This window comes from Salinibacterium sp. SWN167 (assembly GCF_015864665.1).
Lineage (GTDB): Bacteria > Actinomycetota > Actinomycetes > Actinomycetales > Microbacteriaceae > Rhodoglobus.
This window is the reverse complement of record NZ_JADYWU010000001.1, coordinates 1,142,558-1,164,234: the sequence shown is the minus strand read 5'-3', so window position 1 is coordinate 1,164,234 and position 21,677 is coordinate 1,142,558. Positions and strand designations below refer to the sequence as shown.

The 21,677-nt window shown below is 60.7% G+C and carries 20 protein-coding genes and 1 tRNA gene; 7 read left to right on the top strand and 14 right to left on the bottom strand.

Annotation, left to right across the window (positions count from 1 at the left end; translation table 11 throughout):
* Genes ilvD through otsA form a run of 3 tightly spaced genes read right to left on the bottom strand, consistent with a single transcriptional unit; the run spans position 1 to position 4,040 of the window.
* Positions 1 to 1,704 (bottom strand): dihydroxy-acid dehydratase, encoded by a 1,704-nt coding sequence (gene ilvD, locus I6E60_RS05555; RefSeq protein ID WP_197123800.1) that lies wholly within the window; start codon positions 1,702 to 1,704, stop codon positions 1 to 3.
* Positions 1,705 to 1,731: 27 nt separating this feature from the next.
* On the bottom strand, positions 1,732 to 2,529 hold the full coding sequence (otsB, locus tag I6E60_RS05550; protein WP_307841783.1) for a trehalose-phosphatase: 798 nt from the start codon (positions 2,527 to 2,529) through the stop codon (positions 1,732 to 1,734).
* A complete protein-coding gene (otsA, locus tag I6E60_RS05545) occupies positions 2,526 to 4,040 on the bottom strand; it encodes an alpha,alpha-trehalose-phosphate synthase (UDP-forming) (RefSeq protein WP_197179214.1) in 1,515 nt (504 codons plus the stop codon). Before otsA ends, otsB begins: the two co-directional genes overlap by 4 nt.
* 200 nt (positions 4,041 to 4,240) lie before the next feature.
* On the opposite strand from otsA, the gene I6E60_RS05540 reads away from it, so the two are divergent.
* A complete protein-coding gene (locus I6E60_RS05540; protein WP_197179212.1) occupies positions 4,241 to 5,077 on the top strand; it encodes a hypothetical protein in 837 nt (278 codons plus the stop codon).
* Positions 5,078 to 5,108: 31 nt separating this feature from the next.
* Here I6E60_RS05540 and I6E60_RS05535 read toward each other — a convergent pair whose 3' ends face one another.
* From I6E60_RS05535 to I6E60_RS05525, 3 genes are all read right to left on the bottom strand, one after another.
* Positions 5,109 to 6,848 carry a YhgE/Pip family protein gene (locus tag I6E60_RS05535; protein ID WP_197123792.1) on the bottom strand — a complete coding sequence of 580 codons (1,740 nt, stop codon included), beginning with the start codon at positions 6,846 to 6,848 and terminating at the stop codon, positions 5,109 to 5,111.
* Positions 6,845 to 9,748 (bottom strand): MMPL family transporter, encoded by a 2,904-nt coding sequence (locus I6E60_RS05530; RefSeq protein WP_197179210.1) that lies wholly within the window; start codon positions 9,746 to 9,748, stop codon positions 6,845 to 6,847. The genes I6E60_RS05535 and I6E60_RS05530 overlap by 4 nt, the downstream gene beginning before the upstream one ends.
* A 90-nt stretch (positions 9,749 to 9,838) precedes the next feature.
* Complete coding sequence (locus tag I6E60_RS05525) at positions 9,839 to 10,393, bottom strand: TetR/AcrR family transcriptional regulator (RefSeq protein ID WP_197179208.1); 555 nt, start codon at positions 10,391 to 10,393, stop codon at positions 9,839 to 9,841.
* 160 nt (positions 10,394 to 10,553) lie between these two features.
* Here I6E60_RS05525 and I6E60_RS05520 point away from each other — a divergent pair, with 160 nt between their 5' ends.
* Positions 10,554 to 10,745, top strand: a complete 192-nt coding sequence (locus tag I6E60_RS05520) for a hypothetical protein (RefSeq protein WP_197123787.1) — start codon at positions 10,554 to 10,556, stop codon at positions 10,743 to 10,745.
* Positions 10,746 to 10,774: 29 nt separating this feature from the next.
* Here the strand turns inward: I6E60_RS05520 and I6E60_RS05515 are convergent, their stop codons facing one another.
* A complete protein-coding gene (locus tag I6E60_RS05515; RefSeq protein ID WP_197179206.1) occupies positions 10,775 to 11,524 on the bottom strand; it encodes a gamma-glutamyl-gamma-aminobutyrate hydrolase family protein in 750 nt (249 codons plus the stop codon).
* 290 nt (positions 11,525 to 11,814) lie between these two features.
* Here I6E60_RS05515 and I6E60_RS05510 point away from each other — a divergent pair, with 290 nt between their 5' ends.
* Positions 11,815 to 12,465 (top strand): M23 family metallopeptidase, encoded by a 651-nt coding sequence (locus I6E60_RS05510; RefSeq protein WP_231601134.1) that lies wholly within the window; start codon positions 11,815 to 11,817, stop codon positions 12,463 to 12,465.
* Positions 12,466 to 12,503: 38 nt separating this feature from the next.
* Here I6E60_RS05510 and I6E60_RS05505 read toward each other — a convergent pair whose 3' ends face one another.
* On the bottom strand, positions 12,504 to 14,285 hold the full coding sequence (locus I6E60_RS05505) for a hypothetical protein (protein ID WP_197179205.1): 1,782 nt from the start codon (positions 14,283 to 14,285) through the stop codon (positions 12,504 to 12,506).
* Between the two features lie 338 nt (positions 14,286 to 14,623).
* On the opposite strand from I6E60_RS05505, the gene I6E60_RS05500 reads away from it, so the two are divergent.
* Positions 14,624 to 15,487 carry an SDR family NAD(P)-dependent oxidoreductase gene (locus I6E60_RS05500; protein ID WP_197179204.1) on the top strand — a complete coding sequence of 288 codons (864 nt, stop codon included), beginning with the start codon at positions 14,624 to 14,626 and terminating at the stop codon, positions 15,485 to 15,487.
* 105 nt (positions 15,488 to 15,592) lie between these two features.
* Here I6E60_RS05500 and I6E60_RS05495 read toward each other — a convergent pair.
* Positions 15,593 to 15,665, bottom strand: a tRNA-Lys gene (locus tag I6E60_RS05495).
* Positions 15,666 to 15,736: 71 nt separating this feature from the next.
* Here I6E60_RS05495 and bcp point away from each other — a divergent pair.
* Complete coding sequence (bcp, locus tag I6E60_RS05490; protein ID WP_197123774.1) at positions 15,737 to 16,216, top strand: thioredoxin-dependent thiol peroxidase; 480 nt, start codon at positions 15,737 to 15,739, stop codon at positions 16,214 to 16,216.
* On the opposite strand, the gene I6E60_RS05485 is transcribed toward bcp, so the two are convergent.
* Positions 16,213 to 16,632 (bottom strand): hypothetical protein, encoded by a 420-nt coding sequence (locus tag I6E60_RS05485; protein WP_197179203.1) that lies wholly within the window; start codon positions 16,630 to 16,632, stop codon positions 16,213 to 16,215. The two genes, bcp and I6E60_RS05485, sit on opposite strands and share 4 nt — an antisense overlap.
* A gap of 184 nt (positions 16,633 to 16,816) precedes the next feature.
* Here I6E60_RS05485 and I6E60_RS05480 point away from each other — a divergent pair, with 184 nt between their 5' ends.
* On the top strand, positions 16,817 to 17,065 hold the full coding sequence (locus tag I6E60_RS05480; RefSeq protein ID WP_009772809.1) for a WhiB family transcriptional regulator: 249 nt from the start codon (positions 16,817 to 16,819) through the stop codon (positions 17,063 to 17,065).
* A 134-nt stretch (positions 17,066 to 17,199) separates the two neighbouring features.
* Here I6E60_RS05480 and I6E60_RS05475 read toward each other — a convergent pair whose 3' ends face one another.
* From I6E60_RS05475 to I6E60_RS05465, 3 genes are read right to left on the bottom strand one after another with little or no spacing between them, the layout of a single operon-like run.
* Entirely contained in the window at positions 17,200 to 18,699 is a 1,500-nt protein-coding gene (locus I6E60_RS05475) for a sensor histidine kinase (RefSeq protein ID WP_197123770.1), read from the bottom strand.
* Between the two features lie 9 nt (positions 18,700 to 18,708).
* Positions 18,709 to 19,941: a regulator gene (locus I6E60_RS05470; protein ID WP_197179202.1), complete on the bottom strand. Its 1,233-nt coding sequence runs from the start codon at positions 19,939 to 19,941 to the stop codon at positions 18,709 to 18,711.
* Between the two features lies 1 nt (position 19,942).
* Complete coding sequence (locus I6E60_RS05465) at positions 19,943 to 20,590, bottom strand: SAF domain-containing protein (protein WP_197123767.1); 648 nt, start codon at positions 20,588 to 20,590, stop codon at positions 19,943 to 19,945.
* A gap of 119 nt (positions 20,591 to 20,709) precedes the next feature.
* On the opposite strand from I6E60_RS05465, the gene I6E60_RS05460 reads away from it, so the two are divergent.
* On the top strand, positions 20,710 to 20,991 hold the full coding sequence (locus tag I6E60_RS05460; protein WP_197123765.1) for a helix-turn-helix domain-containing protein: 282 nt from the start codon (positions 20,710 to 20,712) through the stop codon (positions 20,989 to 20,991).
* A gap of 35 nt (positions 20,992 to 21,026) precedes the next feature.
* On the opposite strand, the gene I6E60_RS05455 is transcribed toward I6E60_RS05460, so the two are convergent.
* Positions 21,027 to 21,626: a hypothetical protein gene (locus tag I6E60_RS05455; RefSeq protein WP_197179201.1), complete on the bottom strand. Its 600-nt coding sequence runs from the start codon at positions 21,624 to 21,626 to the stop codon at positions 21,027 to 21,029.
* Positions 21,627 to 21,677 lie beyond the last annotated feature (51 nt).

The following is a 21,677-nucleotide window of genomic DNA, read 5'->3' as shown; positions in this document are numbered from 1 at the left end:
CTAACTGGTGACCGCACCGCGAGCGGCGGACTGCACAAGCTTCGAATACTTGGCAAGAACGCCTCGCGTGTAACGCGGAGGGAGAGGGGCCCAGCCTTTTCGGCGGGCTTCGAGCTCAGCGGAGTCGACAAGTAAGTCGAGCGAGCGAGCTGCGATATTGACCCGTATCAGATCACCATCGCGCACGAAGGCAATAGGACCTGCGTCTACTGCTTCGGGAGCTATGTGGCCGATGCACAGCCCGGTTGTGCCGCCTGAGAATCGTCCGTCCGTCAAGAGTAGTACATCTTTACCGAGTCCAGCGCCCTTGATGGCCGCAGTGATCGCGAGCATCTCGCGCATACCCGGTCCACCCTTGGGGCCTTCATAGCGGATGACGACAACCGATCCAGCCTCAATCGTGCCCGCGGTGAGAGCATCCAGAGCTTCACGCTCGCGTTCGAAGACCCGTGCGGGGCCCTCAAACTCAGAGAGGTCGAAGCCGGCCGTCTTGACGACAGCACCTTCGGGAGCCAACGAACCCTTGAGAATCGTGAGGCCACCGGTGGGGTGAATGGGGTTATCGAAGGTGCGCAACACCTTGCCGTCGAGAGGATCAATATCCATCTCGGCGAGGTTTTCGGCAACGGTCTTGCCCGTCACGGTGAGCGCGTCACCGTGGATGAGGCCCTCCTCGAGGAGCGCCTTCATGAGAACGGGGAGTCCGCCATGACGGTCGACATCGTTCATGACGTACTGGCCGAACGGCTTGAGGTCAGCAAGGTGCGGAACCTTGTCACCGATGCGGTTGAAGTCATCGAGTGTGAGCTCAACTTCGGCCTCGCTGGCGATCGCCAGAATGTGCAGCACAACGTTGGTCGAGCCACCGAGAGCCATGGCTACGGTGATCGCGTTTTCGAACGCCTTCTTCGTCATGATGTCGCGCGAGGTGATGCCCTTGCGCAGCAAGTTGACGACGGCTTCGCCCGAACGGTGCGCGAAGTAGTCGCGACGACGGTCGGCGGATGCGGGGCTTGCTGAGCCGGGAAGACTCATTCCCAGCGCTTCCGCGACGCTCGCCATCGTGTTGGCGGTGTACATGCCGCCACAGGCGCCTTCGCCGGGAGCGAAAGCACACTCGATGCGCTTGGCATCGGCTTCGCTCATCCGGCCAGCCTTGACAGCGCCAACAGCTTCGAAGGAGTCAATGATCGTGATGTCTTTTTCGGTACCGTCGCTGAGTTTGACCCAGCCAGGAGCAATCGAACCCGCATAGAGGAAGACCGAAGCGAGGTTGAGTCGTGCCGCCGCCATGAGCATTCCGGGCAACGACTTGTCGCAACCCGCGAGCGTGACCGAACCATCCAGGCGCTCGGCCTCCATGACAACCTCAACGGAGTCGGCAATGACTTCGCGGCTCACGAGCGAAAAGTGCATGCCTTCGTGACCCATCGAGATGCCGTCAGAGACGCTGATGGTGCCAAACTGCAGCGGGTATCCCCCACCAGCGTGAACGCCTTCCTTGGCGCCCTGAGCAAGTCGATCAAGCGAGAGGTTGCACGGCGTGATCTCGTTCCACGAGCTTGCAATACCAATTTGGGGCTTATCCCAGTCGGCATCACCCATGCCGACAGCGCGAAGCATTCCGCGCGATGTAGTGGCTTCAATCCCGTCGGTGACTGTGCGGGAACGTGGCTTGATATCGATCGAATCACTCTCAGACATGCTTCGAGTTTAGGGCGTACCGCTACATCAGTTTGCGCGCGCCGATACCACGGCTTGACGCTTGTCGGCTAAGACAGCCAAAAGTTGTGCGATTTCTGCTGTTCCAGCCACCCGAAGACGGGCGACGGATGGCGCATCACCGACGCGCACTCCGAGATCATCTGGCCCGAGAACGACCAGCGCATCCTCGTCAGTCGTGTCATCGCCGGCAAAGAAGACGGCATCCGCCCCCACGTAGTCCCGCAGGCGCGTGATGGCGTCGCCCTTGTTGGCATCGTGGATAGCAAACTCGATGATGTTCTTGCCGAAACGAGTGGTGAGGCCCGGGATCTCCGCTTCAACCCGCGCGACCGACTCAGTTGTGAGCCGTTCCGCGTCTTCTCCCGACGTCATACGAACGTGCAGAGCACGCCCGGCTGGTTTGATTTCCACCCACGCACCCTCAGCGCTATCAGCCAACTCGTGCGTGAGCGCATCGAGGCGCTCTAGAGCTGCCGTGTTCTCTGCGCTCATCGGCAAGTGTGAATCGCCCTCGTCGAGGCGGTACTCCAACCCGTGCGAGCCACCGAACAGCACGCGGTCGCCGAGGTGCGCGACGTGCTCGAGGCTATCGAGCGCGCGACCAGACACGAGAGCCAAACGGGTGTCGGCGAGGTCGAGCATCCGCACCAACTGCTCTTGGGCGGCAGGGATGGCTCGGGAATCCAGCGGGTCATCGACTTCTGGCGCCAAAGTACCGTCAAAGTCGAGAGCAATCAGGAGCGTTCGAGCCGAAACGAGTTGGTCAATGGCCGCCTCTATTTCGGAGGCAGTCGAGTAGTTCACGGGCGTCTCACTCGCTTTCGTTCGATGGTCCACTCGACCTCTTCGGCCATTTCGAGTGGGGCAATGCGGCGGTGACGATCAGAGCGCGTCGCCGCCAAGTTCTTCAAGAACGCATTCGACCAGCGCTCCACATCGTGTTCAAGCACACGCTTGCGCATGGAACGCATCCGCAGTGCCCGATCAGCCTTGGGCATGTTGATGGCCTTCATCATCGCGTCTTTCAAACCGTCGATGTCATGCGGATTAACAAGTAGTGCCTTGCGAAGCTCTTCTGAGGCCCCCGCAAATTCGCTCAGGATGAGCACACCATCGTTATCGAATCTGGCCGCCACATACTCCTTGGCTACCAAGTTCATGCCGTCACGAAGCGCCGTCACGAGCAGCACGTCTGCGGCGAGGTACAGCGCAACCATCTCTTCGCGAGGGAACCCCTGATGCAAATAGTTGATGGGCGAATGACTCAGCGTGCTGAATTCACCGTTGATGCGACCAACCGTCAGCTCAATCTCGTCGCGCAGGTGCATGTAGGCCTCAACGCGTTCGCGGCTCGGGCTCGCGACTTGAATGAGCGCAACATCGCCGACCTCGATCAAGCCATCTCGCAACAGTTCGCCATAGGCCTTCAGGCGATGACGGATGCCCTTGGTGTAATCAAGGCGGTCAACACCGAACATGACAGTCTTCGGGTTACCGAGCCCCTTGCGGATGTCGCGAGCACGTTGCTGAATCGCGGGGTCGCGCGCCATTTTCTCAAAGCTGCGCGAATCGATGGAAATGGGGAACGCTTTCGCAACGACACGACGAGTCGGTTGACCCTCAATCGTGACCTCAATCGCGGGATTTTTGGTCGGGTGATTAGTGAGACGGCGAACGGCCGATGAAAAGTTTGAGGCGTCAGACGAGCGTTGGAAGCCGACGACATCGGCCCCGAGCATGCCCTCGATGATCTGGGTACGCCACGGAAGCTGCGCGAAAATCCCGTAGGGCGGGAACGGGATGTGATTGAAGAAACCGATCGTCAAATCGGGACGCATCTCACGCAACATGCGCGGCACGAGCTGAAGTTGGTAGTCCTGAACCCACACGACAGCACCTTCGGCGCTATTGGCGGCTGCAGCATCCGCGAACCGCTTATTGACGGTGACGTAGTCGTCCCACCACTCGCGGTGATAGGCCGGCGGCGCAATCACGTCGTGGTAGAGCGGCCAGAGAGTGTCGTTGCTAAAGCCCTCGTAATACTCCTCAATATCTTGGGAGCTCAGCGGCACAGGAATGATCTGGATGCCGTCTTGATGGAACGGTTCGATCTCAAGGTCGGGGCGACCGGCCCACCCCACCCAGGCGCCGTCGGCCTTCTGCATGATCGGCTCGAGGGCCGTAACGAGACCACCTGGAGAACGTTTCCAGCTCAGTGACCCATCCTCTTCGACAGTGCAATCCACTGGAAGTCGGTTCGAAACGACAACGAAGTCGTACTCGGACGGGGAAGAATCATTCTTTGCTTCCATCATGTAGTTACGTTACCAGCGAGGCTTGGAGAGTGGCTGGAGATGATGTTTCCGAACCAATTCTTTCTCGTGACAAAACTGAGACATGTTCCGCCGCGGCCCGGGTGCTGGCCCCCGCTAGGCTCCTTCTTGCCCGCGGCTCCGCGGGTGCGTGCGTCCGCACCAGGAGGTGCGCGAATAACCCGAATCGAAAGAGGCCCCTCGTGACCTTCCTGTCTTCCGCTCGCGCAACTCCCACCACCCTGTTGGTCAGCTCAGCCGCCCTGTTCGCTTTGGCCCTCAGCGGGTGCACTGCCGCAGAGCCCACCGCGGAGGTCACCGACGACGCGACCGTCAGCGCAGCGATTGACCTCGACGCGGTCGACGACGACACCCTGTTTGTTCTTGGAACCTACGACGTTGACGGTGACGAAATTCTGGGTGACGTTCCCGCCGATCAGGCCGCTGTCTGGGATCGTTTCAACGAACTCTTCCCCGCCGAACTCCACCCCGAGATCACCATGTTCGTGGCGATCGATGTCGATCAGTCTGGCGGTACCGATGGCGCGATGCAGCCCAACGGTGTTCGGGAGGGCGAAACGTATCTCGCACTCGACACCACCGGAGGAGTCGATGCCGATGTGCTCGACCGCACCATGATCCACGAGTTCGCCCACCTGATCACGCTGCGCGAAGACCAGATTCCCAAGGACGACTCCACGGTCGACTCGTGCCCCGTTTACTCCGAAATTGACGGATGCCCGTTCGACGACTCCTACCTCTTCGCCTACTACACCGAATTCTGGCCCGACTTCAGCCTCGACGACCTCGAAGCTGAAACCGAAGAAGACAAAGAAGAGCGCTACACGCCAGAAGAATTCGTGACCGACTACGCCGCCACCATCCCGAGCGAAGATGCCGCCGAAGTTTTCGCCGAGTGGGTACTCGCTGATGATCTTCCCGCTGGCGACAGCATCGTTGAGCAGAAGCTTCGCTTCTTCGAGGACTACCCCGAGCTCGTTGAGCTTCGCGACACCATTCGTGAGGGTCTCTTCAGCTAGTCACAACTCGAATGCAGCGTGTGCGCTCTCGCTAGAGAGCTCGAGAATCGGCCGCCGACAGGATCGCTCCTGTGGCGGTCGATTTTCGTATCCGCTTCACTGAGAGCACCGACAGCGCGACGCTCACGACGCCCAGAGCCAGTAGCGCGAACGCAGCCGTTATCGCCGACTGCGCGCTTCCGCCGGAAAGAATCGAATACATCCCCTCAACCGCATACGTCAGCGGCAGGAACGGGCTCACCGCCTGGAATGGCGCAGCAAGCGCCTCAATCGGATACACCCCGCCGGTCGAAACCAACTGGATCGCCAACAAGAACAGCGAAATCACGAGCCCACCCTTGCCCAGAGCCGCGATCAAGAAATAGTGAAAAGCAGCAAACGAGAGCGCCATCAGAAGCGCGAAGCCAGCCGTTGCCGGGGCAAGAGCCCAATCAACTCCCACCACCACATGAAGCAGCAGAACCAACAGCACCGCCTGAACGACAGTAATGATGGAGGCGCGAATTAGCGTTGCTGCCACAATCCGCCCGTCACGCGCCGTGGAGGACAGCGAGCGATACGACGGCAGGCTCAGCACCAAGAACACCGCAAGCGCTCCCAACCACAACCCCAAGGGGATGAAGAAGGTCGCAATCGCTTGCGCCGGTTCGGTTACTTCGTTGTCGGTGGTGACGGACAGCGTGATCGGCTCGGAGACAATATCCGCGTTCGACGTGGTGTCGGTCGTGTCTTCGGCGGTCGGAACAAGAGCTGCCCCCTCGCTCAACCCGGTCGCCAGTTCTCCGGCACCCGAAGCAAGCCCATCGGCGCCCTCGGCGAGCGCGCCAGATCCGGCCGAGAGTGCGGAGGCTCCCGACGCGCTCTGGGAGATTCCGTACTGGATGCCGCCAACGGCATCCGAGGTCTGCGTCGAGAGAGTGCCGCCGCTTGCCGCCGCGGTGTTGAGCCCGTCGACGACGGCCTGGAGTGTTCCCTTGAGCTGCGGATCGGTGAGTTGCGCTTGAATGGCCGGATTGATCGCCGCCAGAGTCGAGGCGAGCTGCGAGACGCTTGAGGTGTACTGGCTCACTCCGGTACTGAGCGACGAGAGGTTGCCCGCCCCATAGTTGAGATCAGCGAGACCCGCAGAGAGTGAATCGACACCCGTGGTGTACGTGTCGAGGCCGCTGGAGAAGTCTTTCGCACCATCCGACAGTTCCGTTGCCCCGTCGGCAGCATCGGCGAGCGCTCCCCCGAGCTCACCAACGCTCGCGTAGATGCCATCGATGTATTGCGAGGTGATTGCCCGGCCGAAGGTATCGGTCATGGACTGGCCAACGACCTGTGCCACCGACCCGGTGAGGTAGCTGTGCGAGTCATCGGTGTGGATCGAGATTTGCGCCTGCTTTGGCTCCTCGGTCGACAGCGACAAAATCGATTCCGAGAACTCGGCGGGCACCGTGAGGATCGCGTAAACGTCGCCCCGGTCGAGGGCTTCTTTAGCGTCCTCAGAGTTCGTAATAGTCCAGTCGAAACCATCGGCACCGGTGAGTTCTGTCACCAATTGCCGTCCGGCGAAAACAATCTGTTCGTTGCCATCGGTCGTAGTCGTTGTTTGCAACTCGTCGTTGTTGACAAGAGCGACCGGGATGTTGTCGATCGCGTTGTCTCCGTCGCCTGCTGCGGCCACGAATAGCCCCGTGAAGGCCAACGGCAGCAGGGCTACCGCGGTGAAGCCAATGATGGTGAGCCACCGCCTGCGGGGCGTTGTGGGAGTCTGTGAGGTGCTCATCGAAGGAGTCCTTCCGGTGCGAGCAAGTAGAGGTCGACGACGATCACGTTGCGGCCTCCACGGTCAATTGAGCTGGCGAGGGTAACCGGTCTGCCGGTTCCGAAGATGAGGGTGGTGGTCTCGTCAGCAAGGCGCGTCACCGCGGTCAAGAACGCCGCTTCATCCTCTGCTTCCGCGAACTGATCGAAGCGATCGAAGAACACAATCTCCGTGCCTTCGGAGAGCCCCACGGCTGCAAGTGCCACTGATCGTTCGAGTTGCGGGAGGGCGTTGACGTTGGTGGCCGTTGTGACGCGCACCGTGCGACGAGCGGTGACGTCGCCAAGAACATCATCAACGCGCGCGATCCAGTCGCGCACTTTCGCTGCGGTCTGTGGCGTTTGCTGCCAACGCTGCGTCATTTCGATTCGTTCGCGCAGCATCGCGCCGAGGGTGGCCTCGTCTTCGCTGTAGGGCGTTCCTGCAACCTCGGCGAGCGCGACTCGCTTATTCACGTGGTCGGCGTGCGAGGGCAGCGGGTAGCCAGCGACCTGCACCATGCCGGAGAGCGGCGGCAGGATGCCCGAGAGCGTTGCCCCCATGATGCGCCGGTCGTGACGGTCGCCTGAGGCGATGACGAGAGAACCGCGCGGCACGGCTAGCGAAATGGGGCCGAGACGCTGGTGGTCGTCACCCGCGACGAGGTATTCGGCGCTCATGGCGAGTTCGGTTTGGGTAGATGCCCACTCCAGTTCGCGACGGTGTTCGCGCAGTTGTTCGCCTTCAATATCGACGTCAGGAAGGAGCTTGCTCAGCCACCCCGGCAACCACCAGGCCGCGTTCCCGAATAAGGCCATGAGCGCAGGCACGAGAGTCATGCGTACAAGGAAGGCGTCGAACGCGATACCCACGGCAAGCCCGAGCGCGATGGGCTTGATGGTCCCGCTGCCTTCCGGCACGAAGGCAAAAAATACAAAGAACATGATGAGCGCAGCCGCCGTGACGACGCGGGCGCTGCTCGCGAAGCCATGACGCACCGATCCCATCGCATCACGGGTTTTCACGTACTCCTCGCGCATTCCGGACACGAGGAAGACTTCGTAGTCCATCGCGAGCCCGAACAGAACCGCCATGAGCAGGATCGGCATGAAGCTCAGGATGGGGCCGGGGTTTTCGACGCCAATCACGTCGGCGAACCATCCCCATTGGAAGACGGCGACGACGACGCCAAACGAGGCGACGACGGAGAGCAGGAACCCGGCAGCTGCCTTGAGCGGAACCAGCACCGAGCGGAACACCATCATGAGCAACACCACCGAAAGACCGACCACGATCAGCCCAAACGGAACGAGCGCATTACTCAGGCGGTTGGAGATGTCGATGCCAATTGCTGTCGTTCCCGTGACAGAGCTTCGGATGTCATACGTGCGTTCCAGCTCGGGAGCAAGATCCCGAATGGTCTGCACGAGCGCTTTGGTTTCTGCGGAATCCGGCGAACTCGTGGGAGTCACCTGGATGATCGCGGTGTCGAGCCCCTCATCGGGGAAGCCCTGCGAAACGAAATCGACGTCGTCAAGTTTCGCGAGGTCGGCCGCGATCGATTCGAGGTCATCCTGAATGTCGATGGTTTGAGTGATGTCAAGGGCAACAACCAGCGGTCCGTTGTAGCCCGGCCCGAAGCCGTCCGTCACGAGATCAAAAGCTTCACGCTGAGTGGAACCGGCTGGCTCAGAACCGCCATCGGGCAAACTCAGCTGCAGACTGGCGGCCGGAATCGCGAGGGTGCCGAGAATAGCAACGACGGCAATCGCGGCCAACCACGGGTATTTCGTGACGCCGCGCACCCAGCGGGCGCCCATGCTCTTGCTTTCGTCGGCGGATGCCGTGAATCGACGCTGCGCTCGCGATCCGTCTTTGGGGATCATTCGCGCCCCCGCAAAACCCAGCAGCGCAGGCAGCAGGGTTGTGGCCACTCCCATGGCGATGAACACCGCAACGGCAGCACCAATGCCCATGACGCTCAAGAAGGGGATGCCGACCACGAGAAGACCAAGCAACGCAATAATCACGGTGACGCCCGCGAACACGACCGCACTCCCGGCGGTGCCGACAGCCATCGCTGCCGACTCCTCGGGCTCCTCGCCGTGCGCAAGTTGGGCTCGGTGGCGCGAGACGATGAACAGGGCATAGTCGATCCCGACGGCAAGCCCGATCATGAGCGCCAAGAGAGGCGCAGAGCTCGACACCGTGGTGAACGCGGAGAGTGTCGTGATGAGGCCCATCACAATGCCAACACCGATGAGGGCGCTGAGCAGCGGCATCCCCGCCGCAAGCAGCGAACCAAAGGTGATGACGAGCACGAGCGCTGCGAAGACAACACCGACCACTTCGGTCACGGTGATGCCGAAGGACGTGTCCTGAAACACGAGCCCGCCATATTCAACGCGCAGTCCGGCGTCCTCTCCGATGCCAGCCGTGTCGACTAGCGCCTCAACGGTTGCCTCTGTGACGTCTGTAACCGGTCCGTCAAATTGCACCCGGATGATGGCCATGCTGTGGTCGTCCGAGATCGCTTTTCCGGCGTACTCATCGAAGGGGCTTACCGCCGAGTCAACGCCATCGATGCGATCGATTGCTGCCGCGATGCGTTCAATGACGTCTTCTGAGGTCTCGATGCGTGATCCGTCTTCAGCGACAATCACAGCCGTGGCGGATGCGCCGGCCACGGAGGGAAAGACAGCTTCCAGTCGGTCGAGCGCCACTTGCGATTCGGTTCCCGGAATCTCGAACGACTCTTCGGTTTGCCCGCCCAACGCGATTCCGCCGCCGAGGGTGCCGACCACAAGCAGGAACCACACCACGAGCACGCGCCACGGATGCCGATACGAGAATCGACCAAGTCGGTAGAGAAGAGTGGCCACGGGTGCTCCGGATCTGGTGGACTGTGCTGGTGCGGTGAATACGACGAGGCGTGAGGCTCGACGCGAAGTCAGTGAGTTGGTGCGAACGAGTTAGTTGCTGCGAACAGGGGCGAGTAGTTCGCTCATGATCGCGATGAGGGCTTGACGAGTGTCGTCGTCAGATTCGAGGGGCAGCGAGAGATTCGCTGAGGTGCAGAGCAGGTAGGCAGAGCCGCCAAGCGCGATCCCGAAGCGCATGGCGTCGTGCGGGTTTGATGTGGTGGCGGCAAAGACTTGCGCGAGTCGGCGCACAATATCGTTCGCCCGGTCGAGCACGGGCACGCCAACAAGAGAGGGTCCCTGGTTGATGAACATGTGAACTTCTTGGCGACAGTCGAAGAGAAAGTCGACGAACCGGGCGAGGAAAGCTTCTCGTTTTTCTGGTTCCATCCCGCTCATCTCGAGGGTGGTGACGAGAGCATCAAGGCGCTCGATGGCCGGGGTTACGGCCGCTTCGAGGAGCGCTTCCTTGGAAGTGAAATGGTAGAGAACGCTCGATTTGGAGAGCCCCGCGAGTTCAGCGATACGATGGATCGACGTGCCGGTATAGCCGGCGATAGAGAACTCGGCGAGCGCGATACGCTGAAGTTGTTCTTGACTGGACACCCGATGAGCCTAACTGACCGATCGGTCAGGAGTCACATCCGGAGCGATTTGTCAGCGAAAATCCAGCACACCGCCGAACTTGTGTGCCGCCACTAACGCCGAGTAGCCGCCATCAGATTCACGCGCTAGCGTGGGATAACACCAACCCTCGGAGGAAAACATGCGCAAGTACCTGTTCAACGGCAGTCTCCTCAGTGCAGTCGCCGGCGGCTGGAGCATCTTTCAAACCACCAAGCAGGGTCCGCGCGACTGGCGCCTCATTCTCATGTGGATCAGCTGGGGAATCACTATCGCCATCGCTATCGGAACGATCGCCAAAGAAGCCAGCGACTCCTACGAGCTCGAAGACTAACGCCGCGATCAGGGCGCGTCACGGCTCCGCTAAGCCTGTGAGCGCTTGTCGCGATGCCGGGCTGCCGCCTCGACAACGCCACGGAACAAGCGGGCATCTTCTTTGGCATCCTCTTCTGGATGCCACTGCACAGCGACACAAAAGTCAACGCTCGGCAATTCGACCGCCTGAATTACGCCGTCGTCACCTCGCCCCGTCACGATGAGCCCGTCGGCAAGGGTGTCGATCGCTTGATGGTGGTACGACTTCACGGCCACCGTGTCATCGCCCCCCAAGAGCGCCGACAGCGTCGTGTCAGGCTCAATGGCAACGTCATTGACCAAGAAAACGCCTCCCCCAGCGCTGTAACGAGCGGAGCCGATCACATCGGGCAAATGCTGGATGATCGTGCCGCCTAAGGCGACGTTCAGGATTTGGGCACCACGGCAAATGCCGAGCAATGGCACGTTGTGTTCGATAGCGGCACGCACGAGCGCGTCTTCGAAAGCGTCGCGGTCTTTGCGGGGCACATCAGTCGTCGGATGCGCCTCCTGACCGTAGCGCGCCGGGTCTACGTCTTTGCCGCCCGTGAGAATCAGGCCATCGAGCCCCTGCACGATTGAGGCAGCGATGCCGTCGTCCACAGGCTGCGGAGGCAGCAAGACTGCGATGCCACCAGCATCCGTCACCGCTTCAAAATAGATTTTCGGCAGGAAGGACGCGGGAAGATCCCAGACGCCGGTCTGAGCCTGCTCAAGGTACGACGTGAGACCAATAATCGGTCGCGAACTGGTGCCCATCGGGCTCCTCCCCATCGAAGAAATAGAACGTTTGCCCCCAAAGGATATAGGGCGAGCGCCGTGAATTACTGTTCCCTGAGTACTGTTCTCAGGTTCATCCCGTATTTTTATGGACTTACTCGCCTGTCTAACCGCATCGAAGCGGTTTCGGCGAGTGTGCTGCAGTTCGCACCAATCAGGCTTGCATTTGGCTCTAACCCACGTCTCACCAACGAGAGCGGCAAGCTTCGACACGATTGTGCCTTCCCCCCGACGCAGCCCACCTTTCAGACCCCAACCAAGGAACGCTGTTGAAACGAACAATTACCATGCTCGCCGTAGGGGCGATACTCGTCGGCGGCACCGTTCCGGCAGCTCTCTTTCCCACCCAGGATGACGATGTGTTCGTTGCGGATCCCGCGACCCTCGCCGCTCTCCCTGCGTCCTCCGCCAGCGAATCACCCCTCGACAATGTGCAAACGTTCGCTTCTCCTGCGACCGGTCTTCCCACTCCTGTTGTTCGCGACAGCTACGACGTCGAACAAGTTCAGCAGCAAGTCGTTGTCACAGCCGCTGGCCTTTCCGGCACCCTCGAACTGTTCCCCGCCAACGGCGAAATCAACGACGGTTTCGGATACCGCGGCGAGGGAGAATTTCACGGCGGCATCGATATCATGGCTGCCGAAGGATCCGACATCATTGCGGCATCCCCCGGCACAGTCGAGAGCGTCACCTACGGAGGCGGCTGGGGCCGTCACGTCATCATCGATCACGGCAACGGAATCAAAACTCTCTACGCTCACATGATCGAAGGCTCAGAAGCAGTCGTCGCTGGCCAGTGGGTAGCCGCGGGAGCTCTCCTCGGATCGGTTGGCAACACCGGCTACTCAACGTTCCCGCACCTTCACTTCGAGGTCTACGTGTTTGACACTCGTGTCGACCCCTCACCGTGGCTGCCCTAACCCCGACGCACATTCGCGCCGGGGCAGGACTGCACTGATTACGTGAGTTCAGCATCCATTCGGCGACGCACGACGATGGCAGCGCCACCGAGCACGATCATGCTCAGCGGCAATAGCCACCAAGCACCCGCACTACCGCTACTGCCTGTGTAGGCAAGAGTGGGCAGTTGAGCGGTCACGACTTCTGGAGAGACGCAATCGTCGCTGCTCGGCACCTCGAATGCGAAAGCAGGCGGGTCACTCCAGTCGAATTCGAGACCGTTGGGCTCCACCACTTGGGCAGTCACCACCACCGAACCGGATGCTGCTACCGGGTACGTTCCGGCCACGATGCCGGCAGTACCATTCACCGTGAAAGTCACCAGTGCGGGGTCATAGCCTGCAGCCACACCGAGCGTGTAGCTCCCTGCCGCATCGCAGCTCGCTTGCGAGAACGTCACCGCCGGCATCACGAGACCCAAGGTCACGAGATCACACTCGGGACTGGATGGATCGAGCTGTGGATCGAGCACTCCGCTAAAGGTCATCATGGTTGAAGCACCGGCTGCCAGGATTGCGGGGCCAGCGGCGGGGAACTCGGCGCCTTCGGTTGCAGTTGCCGTGACGCTATAGTCAGCCGGACCCTCGGGGTCGATAATCTCACCCCAAGTAGCGTTCACCACGGGGCCCAGAATCAGTCGCTGTGGTGCATCGCACGTTGCTTCTTCGAAGCTCACCGCAGCGGTTGCCACCATCGCACCACCCACTTCGGGGCAGCTATAACGCTCATCTGCCGTCAACTCACGAGTCTCTTCAACTCTGCTCTCGTTGACCTTGATCGTGCCATAGAAGAATGAGCGCACGGTCGTGATCGTCGCGTAGCCGTCAGCGCTCACGCTGGGGCATATGACCTCGGTCGAACGTTCGACCACCATTGATGCACACAACGAACTGTCGTCACTGGCCACAATGAACGAAGGTGCCTCTGGGTCGAAGTCGCCAGAATCGTTCACGTTCGGCCCGAGATCACTCTCCTCAACGAGTACGGGTTGCGGGCCTTCCTGCAACACCCAACCACTGGGATGGCTATCGCTCGCCACGAACTGGCAGACGTAGACCTCAACGGGCGGAGGGTCGCAGGCACGTAATTCCTCAGCGGTGAGGGGCCGAGTGCTCTGTGTCTGGGTGAAATCCACCTGAGTGCTGCCGTAGAAGAATTTTGTCGAAGTAGTGACATTCACGATTCCGCCGTACTGGTAAGTAGGGCACGTGACCTCTTCGTCGACGATTACTTCCGTGTGAGAGCAGAGGCTCGCATCGTTGCTAGCAACAACGAATGAGGGTTGGCGATCATTGAAACTACCCGTGTCATTGACGTCATCGCCGAGCGCATTGATGCTCACATGAATGGGCTGTTTGCCTGATTTGAGTTGGTAGCCCGCCGGCGAGTTATCGCTCGACACGAACTTGCACACCCAGACCTTCACGTTTTTCTGCGGGCGGGATTGCTGCTCGGGCTGCATTGAGGGAGCAGCTGCTACCACTGGCTCTGCAGCGGGAGGGATATCGACGGCTGCCGCCGATGGTTCGGGCGCTGGAGATTCTGGTAAAGCGTCACCAACGGGCTCAGCCGGGGATGCCGGCAGTGACGGTGGCTCGGGAGAGGCAGCAGGCGCCGGCGCTTCGGGCGCCTCCACCGGGGTATCGGTGATGGGTTCGGTCACCGTCGGGTCGTGGGCGGGTACTTCATCGTCAGCAAATGCGGGTGCGGATACGCCGAGAAGTGCACCGGTCATGAGGGTGATGCTGGCAACTGTCGCCAGCAGTTTCTTAATGAACATGTGTGGCAGCTTTCTGCAGGGGGAATGCGTTTCGACGCATCCGCACGCAACTGCAGAATCGTGGCCGCCATTGGCTCACGACAGGGAGTGCGAGCGCATTCACGGGGGTGAACTGCGCCGCTGGGGAGTGATTCGGGGTACCACCTTCTTCGTCACCATCGGGGGTGACCGGAGCGGGCCGGTCTGGTGTGCCCAATAAAGTAGCACGACCCCCATTCGGTGGACAGTAGACATGGTTGTTGGCCAAAATTGTGCGAGACCACTCCCTCGTGAGATCTAGTGCCTTCACAGCCGCGCGAAGCCCACTCGCTAGGCTGAGGTGACCGAGCGGAGCCTCTATGACCACCTCACGCACGATTGCGATCACCGGCGCGAACTCCGGAATCGGGCTCCGCGCCACAGCCCAACTCGCCGCGGCAGGGCATACCGTGCTTGCGCTCTGTCGCGATCAGGAACGTTCCAGTGCTGCGATCTCGGCGGCCACCGACAACGCCACGAATGTACGAGTCATTCAGACAGACCTCTCCAGTCCCGCATCGATCCGCAGCGCCGTCGCCGAAGTAAAAGCGCACGGCACTCTCGATTCCCTCATCAACAATGCGGCGATCTTCGACCTGAGTCAGAAAACCGCCGCCTTCACCGCTGAAGGCAACGAACTATTTTGGGCAACAAACCATCTCGGGCCGTTCGAACTCACGGCACGGCTGAGCTCACTTCTCGCTGCGGCAGCTCAGCCCCGAATTGTGTTCATCGCGAGCAAAGGTCTCATCACGATGCCGTGGCTCCAGATTCGCTGTGACCAGCCCAATTCGGCAACTGGCTACAGCCCGACAAAGGCCTATTACCACTCCAAACTCGCGCAGGTAATGACGGCGGTAAGCCTCGCCGAACGCGTGCCGTCGAATGTCGGAGTCAGCTGCATCCGCGTTCCTGCGGTGAAGTTGGATAGCGCACGGCTTGCTGCGCAACCAGCGCTGATGCGCGCGCTCTACGCTCCCAAGAATGCCGCCGCGGCCACCCCCGAATCACTCGCCGCTACCTACGTGCGGGCAGCCACAAGTGCTGAAGCGCGGGATGCCGTCTATATCGACGAAAACGACCGCGCCGTTGCCGCCCCGCGAACGGCCCGCGACAGCGCCGCACGTGACCGCCTATGGGCTCTGAGCGAGCACGCCACCGGCGATGTCGAGTGGGCCTGGTAGGCAGCACCCGTGTGACGGCTGCCCGCGCGTACACCGCGTGTGCGGTGAACGGCGACTTAAACGAAAAACCCCATGATCGTAAGGATCACGGGGCTTCTCTTGCTGTGCACCCCCCCGGACTTGAACCGGGAACCCACTGATTAAGAGTCAGTTGCTCTGCCAATTGAGCTAGAGGTGCGTGGCTTGGTTTTCCCTCTCAGGGCAACCGAGGAACAACGTTACCATGAGTTAAAGCGACTAAGGAGCACAATGACCACTGAATCTTCTCGACTTGCCGCCGGCACCCCCGCACCGAGCTTCACACTGCCCGATCAGGACGGAAATTCGGTGTCGTTGAGCGACTTTTCTGGCAAGAAAGTGATTCTTTATTTTTATCCAGCAGCCATGACTCCCGGATGCACGAAGCAGGCCTGTGACTTCCGCGATCAACTCGGCTCGCTGCAGTCAGAGGGCTATGTCGTGCTGGGCGTTTCTCGCGATACTCCCGAGAAGCTCACGAAGTTTCGCGAGCAGGAAGCACTAACTTTCCCCCTCCTCAGCGACCCCGACCACGCGGTGCACGAAGCGTATGGAGCCTGGGGCGAAAAGAACCTGTACGGCAAGCAGGTTGTTGGCGTCATCCGATCCACTTTTGTGATCGATGAGCAGGGAGTCATCACGCTCCCCCTCTACGCCGTGAAGGCGACCGGGCACGTAGCGTCGTTGCGCAAAAAGCTCGGACTCGACTAACCCTCGTCGCGGGTGGTTGCCGCAAGAACCGGCTTCGTGAAGAGCAGCACTAAGACCACGATTGCCGGGGTGAGCAGCAACCATCCCACGTCTTGCCGAGCAAATACCCCTTGGAAACTGCCGATCGCCACTGAGATCTGCAGCACCTGCCAGACGACGGCGGCGCCGCGAATCCACGGTTGTTGCCGCAGGGCATTGATACCAATTACGGCTACCCACACTGCCGCGATCGCAGTCAGCACAGTGAGAGCGATTGCACTCGGATACGACTGCGGAGTTTCAGCCCCCAGTTCGAAGACCAAATACCCCAGAGCAGTAAAGAGCAGGGCACTTTCGAGGAAGATCACTATCGCCAGCGCAATCAAATACGGATGATGACGCGACGTTTTCTCTTCTCGGACAAGTTCGTCTACCATTCGCTCCCCGTTAAATCGCTGAAAGACCATTGCTTTGCCTTTGACGATATGCGATTCTAGTTGAGGTTGATTTCTGGCTCCCAGTGTTGCGAGCGAGACCCACACAATTTCTCAAGCTCGACGCCGATCAGGGCGTAATTTTTTTGTGCGCTCGAGCATCGCAACACACTGTAAGGAGCAACAAATGGACTGGCGCGATAACGCTGCATGCCTCACCGCTGACCCGGAGCTATTCTTCCCGGTCGGAAACACCGGTCCGGCCGTTGACCAGATTGAAAAAGCAAAAGCCGTCTGCGGTCGCTGCTCGGTAACTGAAATGTGCCTCCAGTACGCACTTGAGACCAACCAAGACTCAGGCGTCTGGGGCGGACTCAGCGAAGACGAGCGTCGCGCTCTCAAGCGTCGCGCCGCACGCGCACGCCGCGCTTCCTAAGCACCTCTCGCCTCGGGCCGTGAGGCCTACCGACGCGACTAACTCTGCAGATCAAATTCTGCGCTATTTGTCGCGCCCCGGTGAGACAGCCACCACTCTTGAGTGAGCACCGTCCAAATCGACGTCTCTCTGCCCTACTTGACGCGAGTCAGCCAGGTTAGCGGGATGTCGATGGTCACTTCGGTGCCGCTGCCGACGATCGTGTGCCAGTCGATGGTTCCGCTGAGCTCTCCCTGAATGAGAGTGCGCACGATCTGGGTGCCAAGGCCTTCGCCGACGCGTCCTTCGGCTAGCCCTACACCGTTGTCGCGCACCTGCACCGTAAGTTTGTCTGCCGTGCGTCGCGCATCAATCTCGACGGTTCCGTCGGCCCGTCCGGCAAGGCCGTGCTCAACAGCGTTGGTGACGAGCTCGGTGAGCGCCAGCGCTAGCGGCGTTGCGTACTCGCTCGGCAGGGCGCCGAAGCTGCCCACGGATGTCGGGTGCACCGTCGTGTTGTGGCTCGATGCCACTTCGGCGATGAGCTTCAAGACGCGGTGGAACACCACGTCGAAGTCAACGTTTTGGTTGAGCCCCTCCGACAAGGTGTCGTGCACAACAGCGATCGCGGCGACGCGACGCATGGCTTGGCCGAGCGCTTCTCGCGCGACTTCGCTGTGGGTTCGGCGTGCCTGAATCCTCAGCAGCGATGCGACGGTCTGCAGGTTGTTCTTCACCCGGTGGTGAATTTCACGGATCGTCGCGTCTTTGGTGATGAGTTCACGTTCTTGGTGGCGAACCTCTGTCACGTCGCGGCACAGCACGATGGCGCCAACGCGTTCTCCGCGGTCGCGAATCGGAATGGTGCGCAACGACACAGTCACACCGCGCGCTTCGATGTCGGTGCGCCACGGAGCACGACCGGTGACGACCAGGGGAAGCGACTCATCCACTTCTGGCTGGCCGGCGATCAGAGTGGTGGTGACTTCAGCGAGTGATTCCGCTTCAAGTTCTCCCGAGAAACCGATGCGGTTGAATGCAGACAGCGCGTTGGGACTTGCGAAGGTCACAAGACCATCAACATCCAGACGGATCAGACCATCGGATGCTCGCGGTGCACCTCGACGCGGTGCCGCTGGTGCTCCCATGTCGGGAAAGTCGCCGGCCGCGATCATGGCGAAAAGGTCATTCGCGCAGCCATTGAAGGTGAGTTCTTGACGTGACGGGGTGCGGGCATCGCCCAGATTCGTGTGCCGGGTAATTACGGCAATCGGCGTTGCTGTTGTCTCGTTGCCCGTGGCCGTGAGCCGACGCATCACGGGCACAGCGCGCACGCGGGTCGGAGTTTCTTCGTACCACGCGGGGGCAGCTGTATCGACGATGCGAGCAGTCTCGAAGGCCTCGGTGACCTGTGCGTGCCACTCCGGTTTGATCTTCTGTCCAACGAAGTCGCGGTAGAACAATGTCGCCGAGCTGCTGGGGCGAGCGTGAGCGACGGCGACGAATTGACCATCATCGCTGGGAACCCACAGCACGATATCCGCGAACGCTAGATCGGCGAGAAGCTGCCAGTCGCCGACAAGCATGTGCAGCCATTCGATATCCGCTTCGCTCGAATGGCCCTGCTCTTGGACTAGATCACTGAGAGTCGACACCTCTACAGGTTACCCGCGTGCCAGCATCCTCCTGAACATTGACCGCTGAGCAGCTGGCTCAATCTCGTCGGGCACGAGTCTCGACGTCACGAGATCGCGGATCGCAGCGCGCGCTGGCGATCGCGGTGCAGCATCCACAAGGGTCTTGCCGCTGAGCACGGCGCCATCGAATCCTGAGAGGTCGTGAGGCACCAGAATCGGATGCTCAATACCGCCGAATCGCGAAAGTGTTTGGGTGATTTGGCCGTGCGGGTTCATGCCGCTGGCACTCACTCGGATCTTGTTCATGACAACGCTCACGCTGCGGGTCGTCACTGTCTCGAGCAGATCGACATGGGCGCGCAAGAACCGCGACAATCCAACCGGATCTGCAGAGCCAACCGCAATGACATGATCCGCGGCTCGTACCGCCGTGACCGCGGCCGCGTTGCGCCGTGGGGCGAAAAGGTCACTCGTGATCTCTTCGTCGTTTTCTAAGCTCGAACTCGTGTCGAGCACGGTGTAGTCAACCCACTGACGACACTGAGCGATAGTCGTACCTACGCGCTCCGTGGAGAGCTCGGGCCAGCGACTAGGGCGCCCGATGCCCGTAAGCACCCAAAAGCCACCCAGAGGCGACTCATAGCGCTGCCCGATGCGCCCCAGTTCTTCGGTAGTAAGCGTTTCAGTGCCCGCCAAGCGGCACGCCGCCGCAAATCCGGGAGCCTCATCGAGCATGCCAAGCGCAGGTGCCACCGAAGCCCCATGAGTGTCCACATCGGCGAGCGCCACACTGTAGCCGAGCGCAGCAAGTTCGGCGGCAACGGAAATGGCAATGGATGTTCGGCCAGGGGCACCGCCCGGACCCCACACCGCGACGACTTGCCCGAGCGCACTGCGCTCAGGAGCCTGAGTTTCTGAGCTCCACTGGGATCGCGAAAGAAGAGCATCGAGGCCCGCCCACCCCTCGGCCGCATCCACAATGTCGTACAGCCCTAAATCGCTCGCGTAGCGCTGTTCACGCTCGCTACTGGCGATCGCGACGAGCCGCACGCCAGCCTGATCGCAAGAAGCAATGAGCCGATCCGTGAGATATCGAGCCTCCGCCGCGACAAGCGCAATATCGGCCTGAGCTCCGGCCACTCGCGATGCGAGCTCCGGGGCGCTCACCGCCCGCAACGCAATCTCGTGGCCGTGATGGCCAGCATCAAAAGCGAATTGATCTTCAAGATTCACAGGCATGGCGAGAGCAAACGCTGTCATCTCAGCCCTCCGCAGGAAGATTCGCCGGGATGACCGACAGCACATCGCCGTTAGCCATCGCCTCGAGTAAACGAGCAACACGCGAGCGCGGCACCAGCAACTCAATCGCACTACCCTGCGCCGAGGACACAAGCGAATCATCCTCGACCAAACGGACCACGACTGCCCCCGAGATGATCACTCCTGGCGCGCCATAGCCGCCGTCCTCTGCCTCAGCGCTTGCCCAGACATCCACCGACGCTCCCGTCTTCACGGTCGCAGCCAGCCCGCCCTGAGGAGACACCACGACAGAGGTCAATGAGAGGCCATCATGGCTCCCCAGAGAGGATGACGGAACCAATTCCCCTGCCTCAATGGGCCTGGTCGCAATAAACCCTTCCGCTGGCAACTCCCCCCGAGCGATGTACTGGTCCGTCGCCTCGTTGAGCTTGACGCTGCGGATCACCAGATCGGAGCTCATGACTCGATCACCCGGCGTCAGCGACGATGCTGCGGCATACACCTCGGTGGAATCGTCTGACGCCGCAACAATCGCAACGACGCCCACCACCGAGGCCACAACGAGCACAACACCGATAGCTAATCGCGGGTCGAGAGCGAACGCTCGCGCACGCGCTTGGGACTGAGTTCTGCCGGAGCGGCGGCTCATAGCGCACACTCCCCACGTCGGGTGTTGATCATGGCACCATGGTTCGTTACGGCCCTGAAGTGGCGCGATAGTTATCCACACCAACCCTATTCACAGCTTTATGCCCGCATAATCGATGCATGAACGCGATCAACCCAGCAGAGGGCCTCGGGAGATTTCTCACGCTGGCTGACACTGCCGAAGTGCTCAGCGTGTCTCCGCACGAAGTTCTTGAACTCGTGCGTTCCGGCGAACTGCCCGCAATCAAAGTGGGCAGCAAAGGTCAATGGCGCATCGAGAACTCAGTTCTCGAGTCATACATCGAAGCTCTCTATGAAGAAACTCGTCGTATGAGTCTCTGGAACCAGTCAGACATCGCCACGGTCACCGAGGTCAACTTCGGTGAGCAGCGCGCGCGCTAATAATCTCGGCGCTGATCGCCGTGACAGACCACACGCTACGGTCGAACGAGCACCACGCTCGTAAACGGCACCAAGCGGTACTCCGAGACTGCAGCCTCCCGGCGCACTGCTCCACGCTCGTGCACCGCGACATCCACGTGGTCACGGCCGACGCGGTCAATCGTGCCGTGCACCTCACCCGCGACCAACACCATCGATACAGCGCGGCGCCGCCGACACAAATCGCGAAGCACGTAGCTGAGGCTCAACCGCTGCGAGAGACTCGGATGCCCGTTGGAAGGCGTAGTCGCGAGGCTTGGCGTGATGTGAGCCGCCCCCATCGAGATGCCCGCCAGCGCCGCGAACGGAACGATGCACTGGCCTGGGCGGCCGCTTTCGTCAACGAGGTCAGCTGACATCCAATCGCGGCCGATGATAACGGGGCGCACCACGACGCGGGTGCCCGTGATCAACAGCACCGAAAGGGTTAGCGGCGACTCTGCACTGCTGCGAGAGTGGAGCGCCATAATGCGGTCGCGGATGCTGAGCCGCCCCAGTCGCAGCCGTTCCTCTTCCGCGTCAATCTCGAGATCATCGGCGGTTAATTCGCGCTCGAGCTGGCTCTCGAGGTCGTCAAAGAGGTTGTCCCAGCGCATGGGTTGACGGTACTCACGGTGGCCTCGGGCTCCGAAATGTTATCCACAATT

Coding starts and splice junctions, on each gene's coding strand:
- I6E60_RS05465 (WP_197123767.1), bottom strand. CDS start 20,590: ATGAGCCGCCGCTCCGGCAGAACTCAGTCCCAAGCGCGTGCGCGAGCG.
- bcp (WP_197123774.1), top strand. CDS start 15,737: ATGACCACTGAATCTTCTCGACTTGCCGCCGGCACCCCCGCACCGAGC.
- otsA (WP_197179214.1), bottom strand. CDS start 4,040: ATGATGGAAGCAAAGAATGATTCTTCCCCGTCCGAGTACGACTTCGTT.
- I6E60_RS05500 (WP_197179204.1), top strand. CDS start 14,624: ATGACCACCTCACGCACGATTGCGATCACCGGCGCGAACTCCGGAATC.
- I6E60_RS05485 (WP_197179203.1), bottom strand. CDS start 16,632: ATGGTAGACGAACTTGTCCGAGAAGAGAAAACGTCGCGTCATCATCCG.
- I6E60_RS05455 (WP_197179201.1), bottom strand. CDS start 21,626: ATGCGCTGGGACAACCTCTTTGACGACCTCGAGAGCCAGCTCGAGCGC.
- I6E60_RS05520 (WP_197123787.1), top strand. CDS start 10,554: ATGCGCAAGTACCTGTTCAACGGCAGTCTCCTCAGTGCAGTCGCCGGC.
- I6E60_RS05515 (WP_197179206.1), bottom strand. CDS start 11,524: ATGGGCACCAGTTCGCGACCGATTATTGGTCTCACGTCGTACCTTGAG.
- I6E60_RS05480 (WP_009772809.1), top strand. CDS start 16,817: ATGGACTGGCGCGATAACGCTGCATGCCTCACCGCTGACCCGGAGCTA.
- I6E60_RS05460 (WP_197123765.1), top strand. CDS start 20,710: ATGAACGCGATCAACCCAGCAGAGGGCCTCGGGAGATTTCTCACGCTG.
- I6E60_RS05535 (WP_197123792.1), bottom strand. CDS start 6,848: ATGAGCACCTCACAGACTCCCACAACGCCCCGCAGGCGGTGGCTCACC.
- I6E60_RS05470 (WP_197179202.1), bottom strand. CDS start 19,941: ATGACAGCGTTTGCTCTCGCCATGCCTGTGAATCTTGAAGATCAATTC.
- I6E60_RS05505 (WP_197179205.1), bottom strand. CDS start 14,285: ATGTTCATTAAGAAACTGCTGGCGACAGTTGCCAGCATCACCCTCATG.
- ilvD (WP_197123800.1), bottom strand. CDS start 1,704: ATGTCTGAGAGTGATTCGATCGATATCAAGCCACGTTCCCGCACAGTC.